General features: G+C 61.8%; 17 protein-coding genes. 4 read left to right on the top strand and 13 right to left on the bottom strand.

Going from position 1 to position 17,730, the window contains the following annotated elements; translation table 11 throughout:
* Nucleotides 1–1,224: 1,224 nt before the first annotated feature.
* The 4 genes from DEIDE_RS17190 (at nt 1,225) to DEIDE_RS17175 (ending at nt 5,078) form a co-directional block, all read left to right on the top strand.
* Nucleotides 1,225–1,761 (top strand): RNA polymerase sigma factor, encoded by a 537-nt coding sequence (locus DEIDE_RS17190; RefSeq protein WP_012695008.1) that lies wholly within the window; start codon nt 1,225–1,227, stop codon nt 1,759–1,761.
* Nucleotides 1,758–2,708, top strand: a complete 951-nt coding sequence (locus tag DEIDE_RS17185; RefSeq protein ID WP_012695007.1) for an anti-sigma factor — start codon at nt 1,758–1,760, stop codon at nt 2,706–2,708. The genes DEIDE_RS17190 and DEIDE_RS17185 overlap by 4 nt, the downstream gene beginning before the upstream one ends.
* Before the next feature lie 48 nt (nt 2,709–2,756).
* On the top strand, nt 2,757–3,851 hold the full coding sequence (locus DEIDE_RS17180) for a hypothetical protein (protein WP_162485747.1): 1,095 nt from the start codon (nt 2,757–2,759) through the stop codon (nt 3,849–3,851).
* Nucleotides 3,852–4,118: 267 nt separating this feature from the next.
* On the top strand, nt 4,119–5,078 hold the full coding sequence (locus tag DEIDE_RS17175; RefSeq protein WP_012695005.1) for a DUF4394 domain-containing protein: 960 nt from the start codon (nt 4,119–4,121) through the stop codon (nt 5,076–5,078).
* A gap of 327 nt (nt 5,079–5,405) precedes the next feature.
* Here the strand turns inward: DEIDE_RS17175 and DEIDE_RS17170 are convergent, their stop codons facing one another.
* The 13 genes from DEIDE_RS17170 to DEIDE_RS17100 all read right to left on the bottom strand — a co-directional run bounded on the left by DEIDE_RS17170 (nt 5,406) and on the right by DEIDE_RS17100 (nt 17,585).
* Complete coding sequence (locus tag DEIDE_RS17170; protein WP_012695004.1) at nt 5,406–6,356, bottom strand: carbohydrate kinase family protein; 951 nt, start codon at nt 6,354–6,356, stop codon at nt 5,406–5,408.
* Complete coding sequence (locus tag DEIDE_RS17165; protein WP_041228199.1) at nt 6,353–7,366, bottom strand: SIS domain-containing protein; 1,014 nt, start codon at nt 7,364–7,366, stop codon at nt 6,353–6,355. The genes DEIDE_RS17170 and DEIDE_RS17165 overlap by 4 nt, the downstream gene beginning before the upstream one ends.
* A gap of 5 nt (nt 7,367–7,371) precedes the next feature.
* The gene (locus tag DEIDE_RS17160) at nt 7,372–8,286 is read right to left on the bottom strand and encodes a carbohydrate ABC transporter permease (RefSeq protein ID WP_012695002.1); all 915 of its coding nucleotides are present in this window, start codon (nt 8,284–8,286) and stop codon (nt 7,372–7,374) included.
* Nucleotides 8,283–9,140: a carbohydrate ABC transporter permease gene (locus DEIDE_RS17155; protein WP_012695001.1), complete on the bottom strand. Its 858-nt coding sequence runs from the start codon at nt 9,138–9,140 to the stop codon at nt 8,283–8,285. The genes DEIDE_RS17160 and DEIDE_RS17155 overlap by 4 nt, the downstream gene beginning before the upstream one ends.
* A 76-nt stretch (nt 9,141–9,216) precedes the next feature.
* Nucleotides 9,217–10,455, bottom strand: coding sequence for an extracellular solute-binding protein (locus DEIDE_RS17150; RefSeq protein ID WP_012695000.1), 1,239 nt, complete (start codon nt 10,453–10,455; stop codon nt 9,217–9,219).
* Nucleotide 10,456: 1 nt separating this feature from the next.
* Nucleotides 10,457–11,503 (bottom strand): ROK family transcriptional regulator, encoded by a 1,047-nt coding sequence (locus DEIDE_RS17145; RefSeq protein ID WP_012694999.1) that lies wholly within the window; start codon nt 11,501–11,503, stop codon nt 10,457–10,459.
* Nucleotides 11,504–12,208: 705 nt separating this feature from the next.
* Nucleotides 12,209–12,712 (bottom strand): hypothetical protein, encoded by a 504-nt coding sequence (locus DEIDE_RS17135; protein ID WP_012694998.1) that lies wholly within the window; start codon nt 12,710–12,712, stop codon nt 12,209–12,211.
* A gap of 152 nt (nt 12,713–12,864) precedes the next feature.
* The gene (locus DEIDE_RS17130) at nt 12,865–13,293 is read right to left on the bottom strand and encodes a response regulator (protein ID WP_012694997.1); all 429 of its coding nucleotides are present in this window, start codon (nt 13,291–13,293) and stop codon (nt 12,865–12,867) included.
* Between the two features lie 39 nt (nt 13,294–13,332).
* Nucleotides 13,333–13,521, bottom strand: coding sequence for a hypothetical protein (locus tag DEIDE_RS17125; protein ID WP_012694996.1), 189 nt, complete (start codon nt 13,519–13,521; stop codon nt 13,333–13,335).
* A 47-nt stretch (nt 13,522–13,568) separates the two neighbouring features.
* A complete protein-coding gene (locus DEIDE_RS18270; RefSeq protein ID WP_012694995.1) occupies nt 13,569–14,117 on the bottom strand; it encodes a GAF domain-containing protein in 549 nt (182 codons plus the stop codon).
* Between the two features lie 588 nt (nt 14,118–14,705).
* Nucleotides 14,706–15,233 carry a DUF5946 family protein gene (locus DEIDE_RS17110; RefSeq protein ID WP_242403037.1) on the bottom strand — a complete coding sequence of 176 codons (528 nt, stop codon included), beginning with the start codon at nt 15,231–15,233 and terminating at the stop codon, nt 14,706–14,708.
* A gap of 2 nt (nt 15,234–15,235) precedes the next feature.
* Nucleotides 15,236–16,003: a hypothetical protein gene (locus DEIDE_RS17105; RefSeq protein WP_012694993.1), complete on the bottom strand. Its 768-nt coding sequence runs from the start codon at nt 16,001–16,003 to the stop codon at nt 15,236–15,238.
* A 601-nt stretch (nt 16,004–16,604) separates the two neighbouring features.
* Nucleotides 16,605–17,585, bottom strand: coding sequence for a proline iminopeptidase-family hydrolase (locus DEIDE_RS17100; RefSeq protein ID WP_012694992.1), 981 nt, complete (start codon nt 17,583–17,585; stop codon nt 16,605–16,607).
* Nucleotides 17,586–17,730: the final 145 nt, after the last annotated feature.

The following is a 17,730-nucleotide window of genomic DNA, read 5'->3' as shown; positions in this document are numbered from 1 at the left end:
AAAAGCATGAGCACTTTAAAACCGGAAGAAATGAGTCACAGTAAATCACTGTGAGGATGACTGATGATCGCGGCTCCTCTCCAGATCAGGAGCGGGCAACGGAACGTCGTCTTGTGCAGTCTTTTTGTGGTAAGGCCACCCGCGAGTCCACCCCTCATGAGAATTTGCCGACCATGCTGAGATTGATCCAGGCAGGTCATGCCTGTTGGATTGGAATGGCCTAAATTCGCTTTTGGCAGGAACGCGGCTTCTGGGATCTCACCGCGCAGAGCTTAGGCGGTCACAAGCACCTCTAACATCGTCCTGACGAAGGATGCTTTCATGGTTGCTGACGGTGAACGCCCCGCTCGTCGCGACGACGGCTGGCAACCCTTTTCCTCAAGAAAAAAGGAGAGTTGTCATTGGCTCTCCTTTTTCTAGGACAGTCCTGTCAAGGAGCACTGCTCATCGACATAACAGGGCTCATCGGGCGAATCAGGAACGCCGAATTTAACCGCGACTCTCCCGCAGCACGCAACCGGTGCGGCGTGCTGTGCCACTGAAGGAGATCGATGTGGACGTACTCGCTGCGGGCCGTTTCGCCCTGCGGGGTCACGCTGATGAGGTGGCCAAAATTCTGGCCGTGGACGTCAGCAAACGCACCGGGATACACAGAAAGCTGGCGGCGGACCTTGGTGCTGTGCGCGCATGGCCTGGAGGCACTGAAATTCCATGGCTATATCGACCTGGCCCGGCGTGCTGCAGATGATGGAGTGAATATGATCATCGCCCTGAAGTTCTGATCAGATGTGTTACGCAAGGTCCGGACTTCAGGAGTCGAACGGTGAACTTGTCATAAACCATTAGGTCATAAAGGGTCGTGGTGCGCATCATCCGGGATCAGAAGCCATGAAGGTGAGGAGGAAGGTGGGCATTGGGGGCAAGTGAAGCTAAGCACGTACATTCTGCTGTGCATCCAAACGTCGATTTCCTGCGTTTCTACTGATGCAAGGCCGCTCATATGTACTGGCCAGTTCTCTCAGCAAGGAGCCCGACATGCGCTGTTTCTCCAGACCTTTCACTCTGCCCTTAATGCGATTGCGAACTTCTTGGCCACCTGCGCGCATCACTGCGTTGATTCCTTACAGTAAGGGTATGGCTTTCGATGATTGAAACGGATGGACTCGCAGCGCAGGTTGGGTGGCGGGTTGACTCTGGCTCGCCGGGCACGCGTGGCTCGGTTTAATGGAGTCCAGTGAGGAGGCCGCGCTGCTGGGTCGCCTGCAGCAGGGAGACGAAGCGGCTCTCGCTGCACTGTATAGCGGCATGGGGAGCAAAGTCTTCTCACTGGCGCTTCAGCTGCTGGGAAGCCGCGAGGAGGCAGAGGAGGTGATGCAGGACACGTTTCTGAAAGTGTATCGTCAGGCACGCACGTACCGCGCTGACCTGGGATCACCGCGCGCTTTCGTCTATACCATCGCGCGCAACGACTGCATGTCCCGTCTGCGGGCGAGGCGTGCCCGTCCACAAAAGGCCGACTGGGACGTGCATGAACTGGACTCGCCTCTGCCGTCAGCCTCGGTGGACGGCCACCTGGGCGCCGTGGTGACCCAGGCGCTCGCGCAGCTCGAGCCATTGGACCGTCAACTGCTGCACGACTCCTTCTACGCCGGGTACACTCACCTGGAACTGGCCGAACGCTCAAAGTTACCACTGGGCACGGTGAAAAGCCGGGTACGGCGGGCCCTGTTGGCTCTGGAGCGCTTTCTGGAGCAGCCATGACCGGGTCTCCTGACCGGCTGGAAGAGTACGTGCTTGGTACGCTCAGTCCGGACGAACAATCTCAGGTTGAGGCTGAGCTGGAACATTCGCCCGCTGGACGCGCTCAGGTGCGTGCGCTGCGAGAGGCGCTGGTGGCCCTTGCGGAAGCGGCGCCCGTACACCCGGCCCCGTCCGGAAGCTGGGCGGCCATTGAGTCCCGGTTGCGCACGCAGACGCCGCTCATATCGCAGAGACGCAGGTCGGCGTGGCCGTTCCCGCAGGGCTGGCTGGCGGTGGCGTGTACGACGCTGCTCGTCGGTGGGGCACTAGGAGGCCTGAGGACCTACGACATGTATCAGCAGACTGCCGGAGACCGCGCCCTCCTTGTCGCTTTTCTGGCACATCCTGAGGTCCGCCGCCTCCCACTCCGCGCTGGCGGTGAGACGATCGGCAGCGTCCTGATGAGAGGCCAGCGGGCGCTCTTCGTCGTGAGCCGGACTTTACCGCCCGGGCAGGCGTATCAGGCCTGGGGCCACACTCAGGCCGACTGGCAACCCGGCGGTCGTGAGCGGCTGGTCTCCCTGCGGGTATCGCGCGACGGGGTCTTTGAGGTGGAAACGAAGCGTTTCGTGGCCCTGTACCTCAGTCGTGAACCGGGCGGTGGCAGCGTCCAACCCAGCCGCGCACTCAGCCGGGTAAACCTTGCGGCCGCCCCAACACCTGACAGGCTCACGGTCAGTCAGCCCCTCGACGGAACGGTCGTGACCACCCACCAGGTCATCGTGAGCGGCACCGCGCCCAGTGACGTCACGACCATCGCCTATCGCCTGAATTCGGGATCCCTCCGGTCGTCCGCGGTGGCTGAAGGCCGTTTCACGTTCACTGTACTCGGCCTGAAGTCAGGAGAAAACCGCATTGAGGTGCGGGCCGGGTCGGCACAAACGGCCGTCCGGATAACCGTCCGGTAAACGGTGTCCGGTCGTCAGGTGGCTATGCTGAGGTCTGGGGGCCTGTCAATGGAAAATAGGATTCGACCACAACTCGTCTTACGACGTGGGCTGTGCCGGCTGGCAACCGCGCTATTGCTGGTGACGGCCCAGGCGGCGCCGCACACCACACCGACCGGTCTGCTGGTGATCAGTAAGCCGGCGAGGCCTGTGGTGGCGAGCGACCCCCCATCCGGCCGCGTGTTCCGAACCCCCCCCGATCTCTCGGCGGCCCAACTGGCCTTCACCATTGATGGTGCTCCACAGAGTCTGGAATACGTAGACTTCAACTCGGCGGGCGACGCCTTCATCACCTTTGACGACGGTCCCAGCTTAGTGGCTCCAGGTGGTTTCCTGAAGATCAGGAACCTGGCCGGACGCGCTGCAGGGCGTTTCGACGCGGCGCGTGATCAATGGGTCAGTGGTCCACGCTCAGGACTCAAGCAGCCCAAGGACATCGTGGTGTCACCCCGGGCCGGGTTGGTGATCATCGCGGATTTCGGCGACGCCACACTCAAAGTATTCGCTGGCGGCGCCCGGGGTGATATAGCGCCGCGCTTCATCACCCCGGACCTGGGCCGGACGTCCGCCGGACCGCGCCGCCCGTGGGGTCTGGCGTACGACGAGTCGGCAGATCGCCTGATCGTGGGCGCAACTGACGGAACGCTGGTCGTCTTTGACCGGTACCTGGCGGGCCGGGGGCTAGGCTCCTACCGCGTTATCGTGCCCACCATGCAGGGGCAGCGGGCCGCAGCCAATCTGCACGACCTGGTCTACCTTCCGGCCCAGGACACCGTGTTGATGGTCGATGTGGGGGCGGCCATCGACCGGGACCAATCCAACTTCGATAGCGACGGGGCAATTCTGGTGCTTTCAGGCATCCGGCAACTCACAGGCGAGGCTCCTGTCCGGTTGCGGATAAGCGGGCCCAAGTCACTGCTGGGCAATCCGGTCGGGGTGGCGTTCGATGGTTCTGCCCTTTTCGTGGCGGACCGGGCGCGCCACACGCTGATGCGATTCGATGGACTACTGAAATTAAAAGGCAGGCGCGATCTGGCACCGAGCGCTGCTGTCACGGTCGTTGCGCCGGAATCAGTCATGCTGATCCCACCAGCCACCCGCTGACTGGCGTCCGGCACCTGACGTCCCGGGTGTACCCGGGGAATGCCTTGCCGGCAGATACCGCGCTCCAGCGATGGACGAACGAAAAGCCGCGTTCCGCTGGAATGCCCTGCTTCACCTGATCTTTACGTATGACTGGATGCATCTCAAGCGGCCCGCGGTGCGTTTCTAGGAGTGGAGAAGATCAGCGTTTCCTCTGGCCCCTCAGGACGGGCGGCCAGAAGACTCCGGAACAGGCCGTCCATTCCATTTGCTTCAAGGAGGACCCTTATGCAACAGCTTCGTTTTCTGTCCATTCCCATGGTTATCGCCCTCGCCGCCTGCGGGACCGCATCTGTCCCTGACGGTGGGATGGCTGACAGGAAGACGGCGCCAGCGCCGCTGATGGCCGCATCGTTCGGTGGTGGCGATTGGGGCAGTGGGTCCTGGAACGACGGCGGTTCGTGGAGCGGCGGGAGCAACATGATGTACGCCACCACGGCATCGAACCGTCTGCTGCGCTTTTCTGCGTCTACTCCCGGCGACGTGCAGGCTCAGCCGATTACAGGCCTGGCTCCCGGTGAGCGGGTGCTGGGTATTGATTTTCGCCCCGCCAATGGTCGGCTCTATGCGCTGGGCTCGACCAGCCGCATCTACACCATCGACCTCGCAAGTGGCGCCGCGACACCAGTCGGTGCTCCCTTCACGCCGGTGCTCGAAGGAACGTCTTTCGGGTTTGACTTTAACCCGGTGGTCGACCGCATCCGCGTAGTGAGTAACACGGGCCAGGATCTGCGGGTACATCCCGATACCGGCGCTGTCGCAGGCGTGGACGGCCGCCTGGCTTACGCTGCCGGAGACCGCAATCAAGGGCGGAAACCCGATGTGGTGGCTGCCGCCTACACGAACCCGGTTGCTGGGGCCACCCAGACCAATTTGTACTTGCTTGACGCCAGCCTTGAGCTGCTCGCCGAGCAGGGCAACCCATCGGCCACACCGCCCGTCTCGCCCAACACCGGGCAATTGTTTTCCAAAAGCAGTCTAAGAGTAGACGTCTCTACCCTCGCCGGCTTCGACATTGACAGTTCGCGCAACGCCTACGCGGTTTTCACCCCACAGGGCAGCCGCTCCTCGGAGCTGTACTCCGTGTCCATATACCGGGGTAGTGCCTCAAGGGTAGGAACTATCGGGAGCGGTGAGACAGTGACCGGGCTGGCGATTCCCATCGGCTCATCGTCGAACGACCGGTAGGAGATTATTGACCCTTGCCCAGGCCCTGCTGCTCTGTGCTAATGGCCCAGCCGTCCAGGTGACGCACGCCCAACCCGGCTCGCGGACCGTTCGAAGTCACGCTCTCCCCTTCCTGCGCCAACACACGCCCAGGCAGGATGCCAGGAGGATTCCAACGAGATTATTGAAGGCAACGTATTTCGGCTCAATCAATGCGGAGGTCACGCCTGGTTGAGCTTGGGCTGACGCTAAACTCAGCACATTGAGGCCAACAGGGAAGGGACGTTGCGTAAGGAAGCCAGCATGGACTCCAGGTTCTCTCCGGAGCTCACGCTGGCTTCCTTGCATTTATGGCCTGGACAACTCGGTCGGTCGATCCTGCAGCGGGTCACCAAGCGTAGCTGCGTACGTTCGCGGCTGCGTACTGATCGAGTGCGAGGCGTAGGCCACGGCGGCCGCCATGCTGTTCTGAAGTGACCTGCCGTCGTACTGGGCGGCCAAAAATGCCGCATTGAACGTGTCACCCGCACCGATCGTGTCCACCACCTGCACCTGCGGGGCACTTACTTCCACCTGTTGACTCCCAACCCACGCCGCTGCTCCCCAAGGTCCACGTTTGATAATCAGCGTAGCGTCCTGTGCCAGTTGCTCCAGAAGTACCATTCCTGCCGCATACACATCATCCGTCTCGGCCAGAGCCGTCGCTTCAAGCTCATTGATCAGCAGCAGGTCGGTTTTTCCGAGCCATGACCGGACCATGGCCCTGACCTCGGGCGTCCAACCGGGAGGCGGCCAACCGGTATCCAGGGCCACCCGGACCCCGCGTGCACGCGCGTACGACAGCAACTGGTCATATTCAGGCAACCACAACGCCATCAGGAACCCCGCTGTAAACAGGGCGGTGCTTCCTGGCCCTGCCCGGTCCAGGGCCCGGTAGACGCGCTCGGGCGGATCGTCGCCCAGGTGACCCATGTGCGTGAAGAACGTCCGGTCGCCGTCGGGGTGGGTGATCCCGACACATAACCCTGTCGGGCTGGCGCTCTGATGCCAATCGCACAGCACACCCGTAAATTTTTCGCGCAGCCACGGCCCGAACGCGTCGTTTCCATACCCGCCCACGAGAACGCTGGGAACGCTCAGGGCCTCCAGAGCGAGCGCGGTGTTGCCGCCACCGCCCCCGACCCGCAGGTCGCTGTGGTCCAGGATCACTTCTGTGCCCGGAGTGGGCCACGGCGCTTGAGGACCGACCAGCAGGTCGATATTGACGCCGCCAATCACCAGCAGGTGTGGGGTGATCATTCGGTCCGGGTCACTTTCGACGACCGCACCGGCTCTCCCACACGCTCGACGCGCTGGCCAGCAACCGCGAGCAGCAGCTTCTGGAGAGGCTCGCAGAGTGCCGCAGCCGCCGCAAGGCCCTGATGACGGCCCGCACTGATCGTTATCCGACCCGGCTGCGGGGCCTCACCTGAAACGTCCAGAACCACCGGGACTACACCGGCCTCCTGACACGCCCGGATCAGGCTGTCAATCAGCTCTCTATGTGCAGCGTCTCTCAAGAAAATCATTCCGAGATCTGCTTTCACGGCCTCCATGGGCCCATGGCGCAGCTGCCCGCCTTCCAGCGCAAAGGCCGGAACGTGGGCGAGTTCCAGGATCCCGAGGGCGCCCACCTCGGCCACACCCTGGAGCCCTCCCCGGGCGCTGAACACAAAGGACCTGGCAAGACGCAGGTGATCAACTGCCGCCGTGACGTCCGGCGACATCGCTGCCTTGACCACAGCGCGAAAATCCTCCTGTGCATCTCCCAGTGCTTTTGCAATCGTTGAGTGGAGGGCGAGGGTGAGCAGGTACGAGCGCGTTGCGGCAAATCCCTGCTCACTACCTCCAGCCGCCACCAGGCAAGGCACGGCGCAGGCCAGCAGGCTGTCAGGATTGAGCGTCAGACCAAAGTAGTCCTCGCCCTGCCGGCCCAGGTGCAGGTAACGCTCGGCCTCAACGGACCCGCCGGACTGTGAGGTCAGCAGCACGGTGCGTGGCCGCTCTGGAAGGGGAACGTACAACGCTTCACTCAACGGCATCGCAAAGGCTTCGATGCCGAGTGCGCGCAGCGCAGCCGTCGCCACCAGGTTGGCGTGATGGCTCGCTCCCATCCCAAGCAGCAGGACCTGCCCGGTCCGCCGGATACTGCCGGCCACCTGCCTGGCCATCTCGCGGTTACTGTCCAGGGTGTCCAGCGCGTCGCGGAACTGGCGTTCGCGTTCACGCTCAATAAGTTGCAGACCGGTACATTCATGGGTGAGGTTCATCAGAATCATCCTTTGACACCTCCAGCAGTCAGGCCTTTCATCAGGCCACGCTGAAGAGCAAATGCAATAAGCACGGGGGGAAGGGCTGCAAGAACGCCAGCCGCGGCAATCAGGCCGAAGTCGGCTGACCTGCCGGCTGTAAAGTCCGAAATCGCGACCGGAAGCGTCTTCGCCTGAATATTGCTGGTGAAGAGCAGAGCGTAGAAGAACTCGTCCCAGGCCAGCAGGATGGAGAAAATCGTTGAGGTCACGATGCCTGGCAGGGCCAGAGGCATCGTCAGCCGCGTCAGAATGCCCCACCGGCTCAGACCGTCGATGGCACCGGACTCCTCAATATCGACGGGGACACCGTCAAAGTTGGCTTTCAGCAGCCACGTGGTGAAGGGCATCACGATGGTGCAGTACACCAGGATCAGCCCCCAGACATTGTTGAGCAGCCCAGCCCGCGCGAGGATGGCGTACAGCGGCAGGACCAGCGCGACAGGCGGCATCATGTACGTGGCGATGGTCGCGTACAGCAGCCCGGATCGTCCCTGCGGGAGGCGCGAAAAGCTGTAGGCAGCCGGAATGCCCACCAGGAGGGCGAGAAAGGTGGTCACGAGAGCCACGAAGGCGCTGTTTCGCAACGCATACAGGAACGTTTCCCCCGGCGAGTTCGGCGTCACGGTGAGCAGGCTCGCGTAACGGGACAGATCCAGCTGTGCCGGGAACCATCGCAGCGGCAGGGTGGTGAGGTCATTGGTGGAGCTGACACTGGTCATCAGCAGCCACAGAACAGGGCCCAGGATGCTCAGGACGAACACGCCCACCCCGAGATAGGTCAGGACCTGCGCGGTCCAGCGGTTACGTTTGATGCTGGGCGCCCGGCGGCCAGTGCTTTGGCGAATGGCAGGAGAAGAAACGGACGGCACTCGGGTCATGTTCGGGCTCCCTGGGCCTGACGGCGAAGAAGCCACATATACGCGCCGATCAGCAGCATGCTGATCAGCACCACGATGTAGGCGTAGGAAGCGCCGCTGCCGGCCCGCAGATAGGTAAACGACTCCTGATACACATGGAAGCTGGCGGTTTTGGTGGAGTCCGCGGGACCACCGCGGGTCATGACAAAGACAATGTCGAAGACCTTGAACGCTTCGATCGTGCGCAGCACCAGCGCCACGCTCAGGGGACCCACAATGTCCGGGAACGTGATGCGCCAGAACCGCGTCCACGCATTGGCGCCGTCCAGAGACGCGGCCTCATAGACATCGTCCGGCACTCCTTGAAGTGCGGCCAACGCGATCAGGGCAACAATCGGGTAATTCTTCCAGACGTCCGCCAGGATCACCATATTCATGGCGAGGCCAGGCTCACCCAGCCATGACTGGTAGGTGTTCAGCACGTTGGTCTGCGTCAGTAGGGCATTGAACGCACCGAACTCCGGATTGAAAATCCAGCGCCACATGACGGCGTTGACGATGGTCGGTATGGCCCAGGGCAGGATCAGGAGTGCGCGAACGAACTTCCGCCCGCGGAATTGCTGGTGAAGCAGCAGGGCCACCAGGACGCCCAGGATCATTTCCAACCCCACGGAAACGCTCGTGAAGTACGCACTGTTCCACAAGGAGGCCAGGAACTCGGGGTTGGTCAGCGCCTGGGTGTAATTCTCCCAACCGACCCAGCGGGGCGGGACCTTGACGGCCGTCAGGATGCCGGCTGTAAAGCTGAGGTAGAGCGTGCGAACGAGGGGATAACCGACGATCAGGAGAATGATCGTGAGCAGAGGAGCCAGCATAAGCCAGGCCGTGCGGTTGTCCGCCGGCCGGCCCTGGGCTCCCCGTCCTCTGAACGCCAGGACAGGGAGCCTCATGTCAGCGCAGGCGGGCCGCGGTCTTCGCGGCGTCGTTCAGCGCAGCCTGTGGGGTCTTGCGGCCCAGCAGCGCTTCCTGAATGGCTTTCTGCAAGGTCACGGACAGCTCCTGGTAGCGCGTGATGGTCGGGCGGGGGTACATCAGGGGCAGCGCCGTGTTGGCCGCTTTAATCAGCTGCTGCTGTCCCTGGGCGACTTTCGGGTCGGTGTAGGACGTTTTCCAGATCGGGAGGCTGAGTTTGGCGTATTTGTTCTGGGTGGGCTGCGAAGTCAGGAAGGAGATGTACTTCCACGCGTCATCCGCCTTCTGGCTGTTGCCGCTGATACCCAGCGCCATGGAGCCGTTCATGGCGCTGGCCTTGCTGATGCCGGCCGCACCGGGAGCGGCGACGACACCGACCTTTCCGGCGACCTTCGACTCTTTCGGGTCGTTCGCCATGTTGTACATGTAGGTCCAGTTCAGGGCGAAGGCGGCCTGTCCGCTAGAAAACACGCGCCGGACGTCTTCTTCCAGGTACTCTTTCGAATTCGGGTTGCTGAGACCGCGCTTGACGGAATCGGTCATATAGGTCAGAGCCTTAAGCCCGCCACCAGAGTTGAACGCAGGCGTACCACCTTTATAGAACTGGCCTCCAAAGGCGGATACGAGCGTCGTGTAGTCGCAGATCAGCGCTTCCGCCTGAGCCCAGCTCCAGACGATGGGATACTGCGTGATTTTCTTTTTCTTGAGGATGTCGGCCTGCTGGAGGAGTTCTTCCCACGTCCGCGGCGGTGCCTTGATGCCGGCCTGTTTGAGCATGTCGGTGTTGTAGTACAGGTACTTCGTGTCGAGAATCCACGGCATGCCGTAGCGCTTGTTGTCGTACTCCACGGTGGTCCAGGCACCCTTGATCACCCGGTCTGTGGAGGCCTTGGGGATGCGGTTGGTGACATCCTGCAAAAAGCCGTTCTGCGCGAACTCGGCGGGCCAGATAACGTCGAAGAGCACGACGTCGTAGCCGTTTGAGCCGGAGGCCTGTGAGGCCACGATCTTGTCGTGCAGCGCTTCGTAGGCAACAAATTCGATATTGACTTTCAGGTTCGGGTTTTTGGCCTCGAATTCCTTGGTCATGTTGCGGATGTCCTGTTCGCTGTAGGCCGCCTGTTTCATCAGCAGGGCGTTCAGCGTCACGGGAGCAGCCGATGCGGCCGTGGTCATGGCGAGAGAGAGCAGGGCTAACGTGCGGTGGATTCGGTTCATTTCAGCCTCCAGAGGCGTCACGAGAGGGCGTAGGGACGGGGGCCGGCGTAGGGTGAGTGGTAAATAACTGCTCGGCGTGCGAGGCGACGGCCATCGTGAGGGCGCCCAGCACTGGACCTTCGGCCGCAACGAGGCTTTCGCAGACGGGAATCCGGTCAGGGAGAAGCTGGCGCAGTCGATGAATCAGGTCTGAATTTGGGTCGGGATTGGCCTGATACACCACCAGTTGGGAAAGATTGAGGGTGACCGCGTTGCCACTGACCAGGTAGGCGATGGCGATGTCCTGTTCCCGAGGCGGAAGGTGTTCGATGGGCACGGGCTCGCCGTTGAGGGGCCAGTAGGCCAGCGCAAGTTCGCCGGCTTGCCCGTCATCGCCCTGAAACAGCCGTCCATCAAGAACCAGCCCCATGCCGATGCCGGAATCGCGAGTCACCAGGACGCCGAAATTGGTGTGGCCGCGGGCACAACCGTAAGCCCGTTCGGCGACGGCCGCGAGGTTCGCATCGTTGTCTGCCAGGAGGGTGATGCCTCGAGCAGTGCAGTGGTTGATGATGTGTGGCAGATCCAGTTCTGGAAGACTATTAGGCTCCAGAAGTTTGAGGGTGATCGGATTGACCGGTGCAGGCACGGAAAGCGCGATGTGTCCTACCGGTCCATGTGGCATTGTCTGAGCAAGTTCGTCGATGGCGTTCAGCAGTGACTCAGTGACATAAGCAGGTTCCGCGGGGAGAGTGCGTTGGCTCCGGGCTTCACCGCGGAGGTTGGAGGTCACGACGCTGAGACACTTGGGCTGAACGTCGATCCCGGCCACCGTGCTGAGCTGAGGATGAAAATCCAGGATTCCGGCTGGGCGACCGGCATTCCCTCCTGTTTTTCCAATTTCCACCAGCAGTTGAGCGTCCAGCAATTCATTGATGATGGCGTTGACGGTGACGCTGGAGAGTCCGCTGTTTTGTGCAAGGGCCGTTTTAGACAGAGGCCCGTGCTGAAACAGCAGCTGGAGGAGCGCGGTGCGGTTTTTCCTGCGCAGTGGATTGGGGTTGGTCAAGGACCCTCCAGAACAAGCGAATTAGTTAATGAAGTTACTTAAATAATAGAGGACGGATCATCCAAGCGCAAGGTGTGCGCTCTTCTTCGCATCGCACTTCGAAGTCCGTTCGCTCCCTCTCTGCTCAGACGACAGCAGAGAAAGGACGAACCGAGAAATGTAGGGCAGGATACAAGAACTACCGTGACGTGTGCCCGGGCGATTATTCGCCACCCCACCCCTTCCGGCGCCAGCACACGCCCAGGCAGAGTGCCAGCAGTAAGGGCCGTTGCCCCCACCCATGATCAGACGCATGATCCTGGCCGGCGCAAAGGATGCCCTGCTGACTGAAGTGGCGGCGCCGCTCCCGGAGTACCGATGGGCGCCTCCATATGTCTCCCGCAGGACCCTGCAACAGGGAAACGGACAATACGAGAGCCGGCCCGGCCGGGTTGTGGTTCTGCTGGGCCATAGGGAACACTCCTGAAGACCCCCAGGGAGGTCACCAGGGTCAACCGTTCCGTGTCAGGGGGAGCCTCGCGGTGCCAGTGGTATGCACGGTTCGTTCACCATAACGGGTCCGGAGGCGTGAAAGTACGTCTGGCGTGAACATCTGACCGCGGTGTCAGAACGTCTCCCGAGAGGATGAGGACACCTGCTGTGACTCGACCACTACCCGGCTCCTGCTCTTCCCTGCTGCCCGGGCCACGCAATACACGTCAGCCATTAGTCAGAGGGCGCGGTCGGCGGTTGCGGCCTGGCCGTCCACGGGGTGCGGGCTGAGGGAATCCCCGGTGGGCCCTGAATCAGGCGGTCAGCGACATACCCCGTCACGAACGCATAGATCCCTTTGTGCAGCAGGTCGATCACCTGCTCGTCCACCGGCCACGTCCAGGGTGGCGCGCCAACCCCGGTGCTGTTCTCAAGGCTCTGGTCGTTCAGCAGCCGCAGATTCATGTACATGAACGACCCGACCGGGCCGCGCAGCCCACGCTGCGCCATGGTGGCGCGCGCCATGCCCAGCAGAACGCCCTGCCCCCAGTGCATGGCCCAGTTCAGCCACAACCGTTCCTCGTCAGGACGGTGCCTCAGCCCGAACAGACGTTCGGCGGTGTGTGCGGGCACGTACGAGTTGGGGCGGCGCGTGAACTGCTGCTCCAGCTTCTCGGCAACCGTCATGGCGGCCACGCCGGCCGCTCCTGCGATCAGGCCTTTCACCAGGGTATGCATGGGGTGCTCCTTGGACCTAACGGGCCGGGGTGAGTCTTTCGGGTGTCAGATTTCCTGGTGACTGATGCGGGTGGGCACGCCTGCTGGTCCGATGATGTTCGACCGGTCCGGTTCCCGCCTGCTGAGACAAGCATCACCTGGCCTGGCAAACCTTAAGCCAGCAACCTGTCGGGCGTACAGACCCGGTTGGTCTGCCAGTAGTTCAGGAAGGCTTCAATCTGCTCCAGAAAAGCGTCAAAACGCGCTGACTTCACTAAGAACGCACTCGCAAACAGGCGGTACGCACGGTTGACATCTCCTCCGGCACTGGACGTGGACAACATCACCACCGGAATCGTCCGCAGCCGGGGATCCCGCTTGATCGCTTCCAGGACCTCGAAGCCGTCCATGCCCGGCATGTTGATGTCCAGCAGCACCACATCCGGCTGGGTCGTACCTGCATTCAGGATCTGTAAGGCCTGCTGGCCACTCTGCACCCACGTCAGGCAGTGTCCGGGGCCCAGCAGCTCGAACGCTTCCTGCACCAGGAGGTGGTCGGCCGGGTTGTCGTCCACCAGCAGGTAATGGCAGGGGGTCGGCATGGCTTCAACCGCCTCCGAAAGCCAGGAAGGCAGGGGTACTCAACGGTCTTTCGGGTGTTCTTTTCGCCATTTCTGTTCGTCCTTCAGAACCTGGTACTCCAGCAGGCGGGACAGGTAAGCCACCTTGTGCTCCTCAAGCTGCTGCTGACGGTTCCTGAGCTCCTCGAGGTGCGTCTCGAGCCTCGGGGTGCTGTACTTTGCGCCGACCATCCAGTCACGATCCGGCATCCTCTGGTGTCCTCACGTCCTTCCCAGGCTTCGACCGCCAGGGATGGCTAGGCCTCATTCTGAGGTGCCCGGTATCGGGGGTACGACACCGGAGCTCTAGGGTTCTCACTGCGGGCTTTGATCGTCGCGGCCACCATCATCGCCATGTGCACCAGTAGCGACGCATCCAGATCATTCGCGGAATGTGGCACCCGGTCAAAAATGCACACCGTGCCGAGCCGGTACCCGTCCACAATGATCGGAGCTCCGGCATAAAACCGCAGCTCCTCGTCTCCCGTGACCAGGGAGTGGGAATGACATCTCCAGTCCTGCGTCAGGTCTGGCAACACCAGGGGGCTGTCCGATTCCAGGGTGTACTGACACAACGACTCTGTGACCGGCATCTCCCGCACGTCCGTGCCGACATTGGCCTTGATGAATTGCCGCTGACCATCCAGGAAGGTGATCAGGGCAATCGGCACGCCATAGAGCCGGGCCAGCCCTTCGACGATCAGGTCGTAGGAGCGCTCCTGTGCGGTGTTCATGAGCCGGCAGCGCTCGAGCAGCGTGAGGCGTTGTTCTTCGTGGACGGCAGCGTTGGTGATTGAAGAGGGCATGGTGAGCTCCTTCACGGAACGGCATAGGAGAACAAATAGGCCTCATCAGGCCCCTGAAGATGTAGCGGAAGACTGGCCTCGAACCAGTCAGGGCACCCGCCTGCTCTCCCGCTCGCACGTCCGTTTTTGCGAAGGTGGACGTCACCCTTCATGCGGGCATTCTCCTCCTCAACGTTCCAGAACGAATGACCAGCCGGGAAAACGAAATTGGATCAACCCTGGGACTGTCGGAGAATCTGCTGAAGATTCTTTATAAACCACAGGTGGTGTGCCACAGACTCCAACTCCAGCAAGAATTGCACCTGTTTGCCGAAGCCGAGAGGCCGCCCGACCGCCCGTGGGTCCATGTCAACCCTGCAGGTGAGGGCATCAATCGGAATCTTGTTTGGTCCGGTCAGAGGGATACCTTGCCCGAGCTGTGGGAGGACACCAACGTTCATGCAGTAACGCCATACCTCAGGGTGTCCCAACGACATCAACGTGAGCGCCAGTAAATTGAAGCACAGTAATTTTGCGTTTGCTGCCCGTGTCGAGAAGCGCAGCCGCACTGTCCCGGCCAAGGTTTGGGTCGCCCGTATTTATGAAGCCTTATTCGAACGCCATGTACGCCGCGAACCAGGACGCGACCTGCCCTTCGTGCAGCTGTGCCCAGACTGACCAAACGTCGCGCACCCACGCCTCTGCCACCTGCGCGCGCACTTGAGCGTCACCAGCGTTCTGCACGTCGGCCACCGTCAAGACCGAAGCAAACGACGGCGGCGTCAACCAGTGAAAGCGTTCGTGTTTGTGTCCTTTCGTCTGCTGTCCTGGGCGTTGACGCAACCGTTGGGCTTGATCGGGAGCGTACCCACGCACCAGCACGCCGTACAGCACCATCAAGTGAACTGCCACCGAATTGATCGCTTGGTTGGACGGCGTGCCCGGGTGCTGAACTGCGTACGCGTCCACCAGCAGCGCCTCCCAGGACGCGTTCGTGGGTAGATGCTGTGCACTTCCGAGGGCAGTGAAAGCCGCCCAGCAGGCAGGACTGGAGGTCATGTAGCGATGAATGGGACCCTCCACACGAGGCAACACCGCGCCGCAGCCCACGCACGCTTCCATCGAGGGCGCATCCATGGTCACGCGGGCGGTCGTGCCTGGCTTTCGAGCGCGTCGGCCAAAGCAACCTGAAATCCGGCCTGATTGGAAAGTCCAAGCGGCGTGTACCCCCAGTCACGCGCGGCTTCATCGCCATACATTGCCGCGAGGACGGTTGGTTGATGGCTGCTCTCCAAGAGCGGCGCCAGCACCGCTCGGGAATATGCCAACTCCTCGGCGTTGAATTCAAGCGTGCGCTCCGCGAAGACGGCCGCAGCGCCTTCTTGGCGCATCATGCCGAGCAGCGTGCACGGATCGCCGTGACACGCCGCGAGCGCGGCGCGTTGAGCGCACTCCAATACGGTCTGCCGCAACGCGGCGCGCTGCGGAACGGCGCTCGTCCACAGGCAGACGGTCACCCACCCGGATGTCTTCAACGCCTGCGCGGTGTGGAAGCGCATCGCGTCATTGATGTTCCGATTGGTCCAGCCGCCCGCCACGTCATCCAGCAAAGTCAGCCCGACCTTGACGGCGGCGTCGTACGCCACGTGGAGCAAGCGCGCGTTGGCTTCTTCGAGCGCAGCGCGGGCGGTTTCTTCTGCGTCGAGCGTTAGCCATTGGTCAAGGACGTTGAGGACGTGCGCTTTGGCCATGGGGTTCGCGAGGACCAAGGGCGGCAACCGGACGGCTTTGGCAGATTGTGCTCCATTGATGACGGTGTCGAGATATGCCTGAAAACGTCGGGCGTCCAGCGGTCGCGCGTACACGGAACGCAATTCATTCAGGGTAGGGACCAGCTCGAAGCGCATGCAGGGAGCCTACAAAGCATGTGTTGCGGCCACAACCGCCAAATCACCTACCGGTCCTCAGCGTACCTGTGGTGAGTTCGGCGTGGTGAACCAGTCCACGCGTCGCGAGTCACCCAGCACAACCATCCTGAGGGTCAGTAGTTGCAGTGAGGGAAGCCTGCTGGGAGTGTAAACGTGCAACGCCCCTGCTGCTGGGCCTTCAGATCGGCCATTCCGAACGCCCCGTTCAGCAGGGCAAGGGGTCGGGAAAAACCCCACGGACAGTGACCGGTCAGGGCCATGCGACCCTGTCTCAGTGGGTGTCGACAGCCCGTTGAGATCATCTCGAAGCGCAATGCCGCGTCACTGTGGTCCCACCACGGCCTGAGGCGTAGCAAACCCCAGAGCTTCGCGGATGTCGCGGTTCCTGCGCTGTGGCCCGCCAGCTGTTTTGGTCTGGGTGGCAGTCCAGGTGCGCCCGGCCCAGGTGCTCGGCGCAATTCCCAGCCTGGGCGATCAGGTTTTGCCCGACCCGCTCGCTCTCCGGGAGCAGGTCGTAGGAGTGCCTTCAGAGGAAGGCGGCCGACGGAAATGGGGACTGGGGAGGCACTGTCCGCCACGATCAGCGCTGTCCCTGAGCTGCTTGATCCACGTCCTCAAGAAACGTGATCAATCCTTCGAAGTACCGGTCCTGATTATCGTACAGAGCCATATGGCTGCCCTCAGGACAATGCAGGTACCGGCCGTTGGGGAGCTGTTGCGCCATCCACGCCATATGCGCCGGATCCATGGTGTCATGCTGAGCGCCGATCACCAGCGTCGGGACCATGAGGCTGCTCAGGTCAGCCGTGCGGTCCCAATCCGCGAGTTTGCCGCTGGCACCCAGTTCGCTGGGACCCTGAAGCGGAACATAGATAGAGGCATTGAGGTGTTTAAAGGTCCGGTTGACCGGATCGGGCCACTCGTCGACCGGCATCCGCAGCACATGATGGACATAGTGGTGCGGCACCAGCAGTTCCATATAACGGGGCTGATCGTGCTTCCCGGCCGCCTCCAGTTGCTGGATCTCGGCCAGCACCACCGGGTCCATGGCGGGCATCAGCACTTCGCGCGCGTACGTGTTGTACTGCGGAATGCTGGCCATCATGTTGGAGATCACGAGACCTTTGAGGTGCTGCGGATAACGCAAGGCGTACTCCAGGGCCAGAATGCCACCCCATGAGTGCCCTAATAAATAAAAGTTCTCGCTGGTCAGCCCCAGGGCCTGGCGCACCTGTTCCACTTCCTCAACGAAGCGGGAGAGGTCCCACAGCTCAGGCTGGTCAGGCTGGTCGCTGTAGGCCGAACCAAGCTGATCGTAGTAGTAGTACTCGATGCCGGCAGCAGGCAGGAAACTGTCGAACGCCTCAAAGTATTCGTGTGTGGCTCCCGGCCCTCCGTGCAGGAGCAGGACTTTTATGGTCGGGTGGTTGCCGATGCGCTTGGTCCACACCCGGAAGGTGCCGTGCGGTGTCGTGATGGGGATCAGCTTGACGCCCCCGCTCAGCCGGTCGTCCCGGCCCGTGGTATCAAAGTATGAGGGCGTCGGTTGCTTGTTCGTCATACGATCCTCCTGTCTGAGTCGCGGCCGTGGTCGAGGTGACTGACTGTACCTTAGGCCTTTTGCTTCCTGAAATGACGGCCCCCGGCCTCCTGCTGCAGCTTCTACACACAACAACGATGGCCAGGGCTGCCGAGAGTAGCCAGCT

This window comes from Deinococcus deserti VCD115, assembly GCF_000020685.1.
Lineage (GTDB): Bacteria > Deinococcota > Deinococci > Deinococcales > Deinococcaceae > Deinococcus > Deinococcus deserti.
Note: the sequence above shows the minus strand (reverse complement) of the source record. Positions and strands in the feature narration are given on the sequence as shown.

Excerpts from the sequence above, each read along its gene's own strand:
- DEIDE_RS17130 (WP_012694997.1), bottom strand. The coding sequence starts at position 13,293 with ATGCCGACCCCCTGCCATTACCTGCTGGTGGACGACAACCCGGCCGAC.
- DEIDE_RS17180 (WP_162485747.1), top strand. The coding sequence starts at position 2,757 with ATGGAAAATAGGATTCGACCACAACTCGTCTTACGACGTGGGCTGTGC.
- DEIDE_RS17100 (WP_012694992.1), bottom strand. The coding sequence starts at position 17,585 with ATGACGAACAAGCAACCGACGCCCTCATACTTTGATACCACGGGCCGG.
- DEIDE_RS17150 (WP_012695000.1), bottom strand. The coding sequence starts at position 10,455 with ATGAACCGAATCCACCGCACGTTAGCCCTGCTCTCTCTCGCCATGACC.
- DEIDE_RS17110 (WP_242403037.1), bottom strand. The coding sequence starts at position 15,233 with ATGGATGCGCCCTCGATGGAAGCGTGCGTGGGCTGCGGCGCGGTGTTG.
- DEIDE_RS17185 (WP_012695007.1), top strand. The coding sequence starts at position 1,758 with ATGACCGGGTCTCCTGACCGGCTGGAAGAGTACGTGCTTGGTACGCTC.
- DEIDE_RS17125 (WP_012694996.1), bottom strand. The coding sequence starts at position 13,521 with ATGCCGGATCGTGACTGGATGGTCGGCGCAAAGTACAGCACCCCGAGG.
- DEIDE_RS17105 (WP_012694993.1), bottom strand. The coding sequence starts at position 16,003 with ATGCGCTTCGAGCTGGTCCCTACCCTGAATGAATTGCGTTCCGTGTAC.
- DEIDE_RS17175 (WP_012695005.1), top strand. The coding sequence starts at position 4,119 with ATGCAACAGCTTCGTTTTCTGTCCATTCCCATGGTTATCGCCCTCGCC.
- DEIDE_RS17135 (WP_012694998.1), bottom strand. The coding sequence starts at position 12,712 with ATGCATACCCTGGTGAAAGGCCTGATCGCAGGAGCGGCCGGCGTGGCC.
- DEIDE_RS17190 (WP_012695008.1), top strand. The coding sequence starts at position 1,225 with ATGGAGTCCAGTGAGGAGGCCGCGCTGCTGGGTCGCCTGCAGCAGGGA.
- DEIDE_RS17165 (WP_041228199.1), bottom strand. The coding sequence starts at position 7,366 with ATGAACCTCACCCATGAATGTACCGGTCTGCAACTTATTGAGCGTGAA.
- DEIDE_RS17170 (WP_012695004.1), bottom strand. The coding sequence starts at position 6,356 with ATGATCACCCCACACCTGCTGGTGATTGGCGGCGTCAATATCGACCTG.
- DEIDE_RS17160 (WP_012695002.1), bottom strand. The coding sequence starts at position 8,286 with ATGACCCGAGTGCCGTCCGTTTCTTCTCCTGCCATTCGCCAAAGCACT.
- DEIDE_RS17155 (WP_012695001.1), bottom strand. The coding sequence starts at position 9,140 with ATGCTGGCTCCTCTGCTCACGATCATTCTCCTGATCGTCGGTTATCCC.
- DEIDE_RS18270 (WP_012694995.1), bottom strand. The coding sequence starts at position 14,117 with ATGCCCTCTTCAATCACCAACGCTGCCGTCCACGAAGAACAACGCCTC.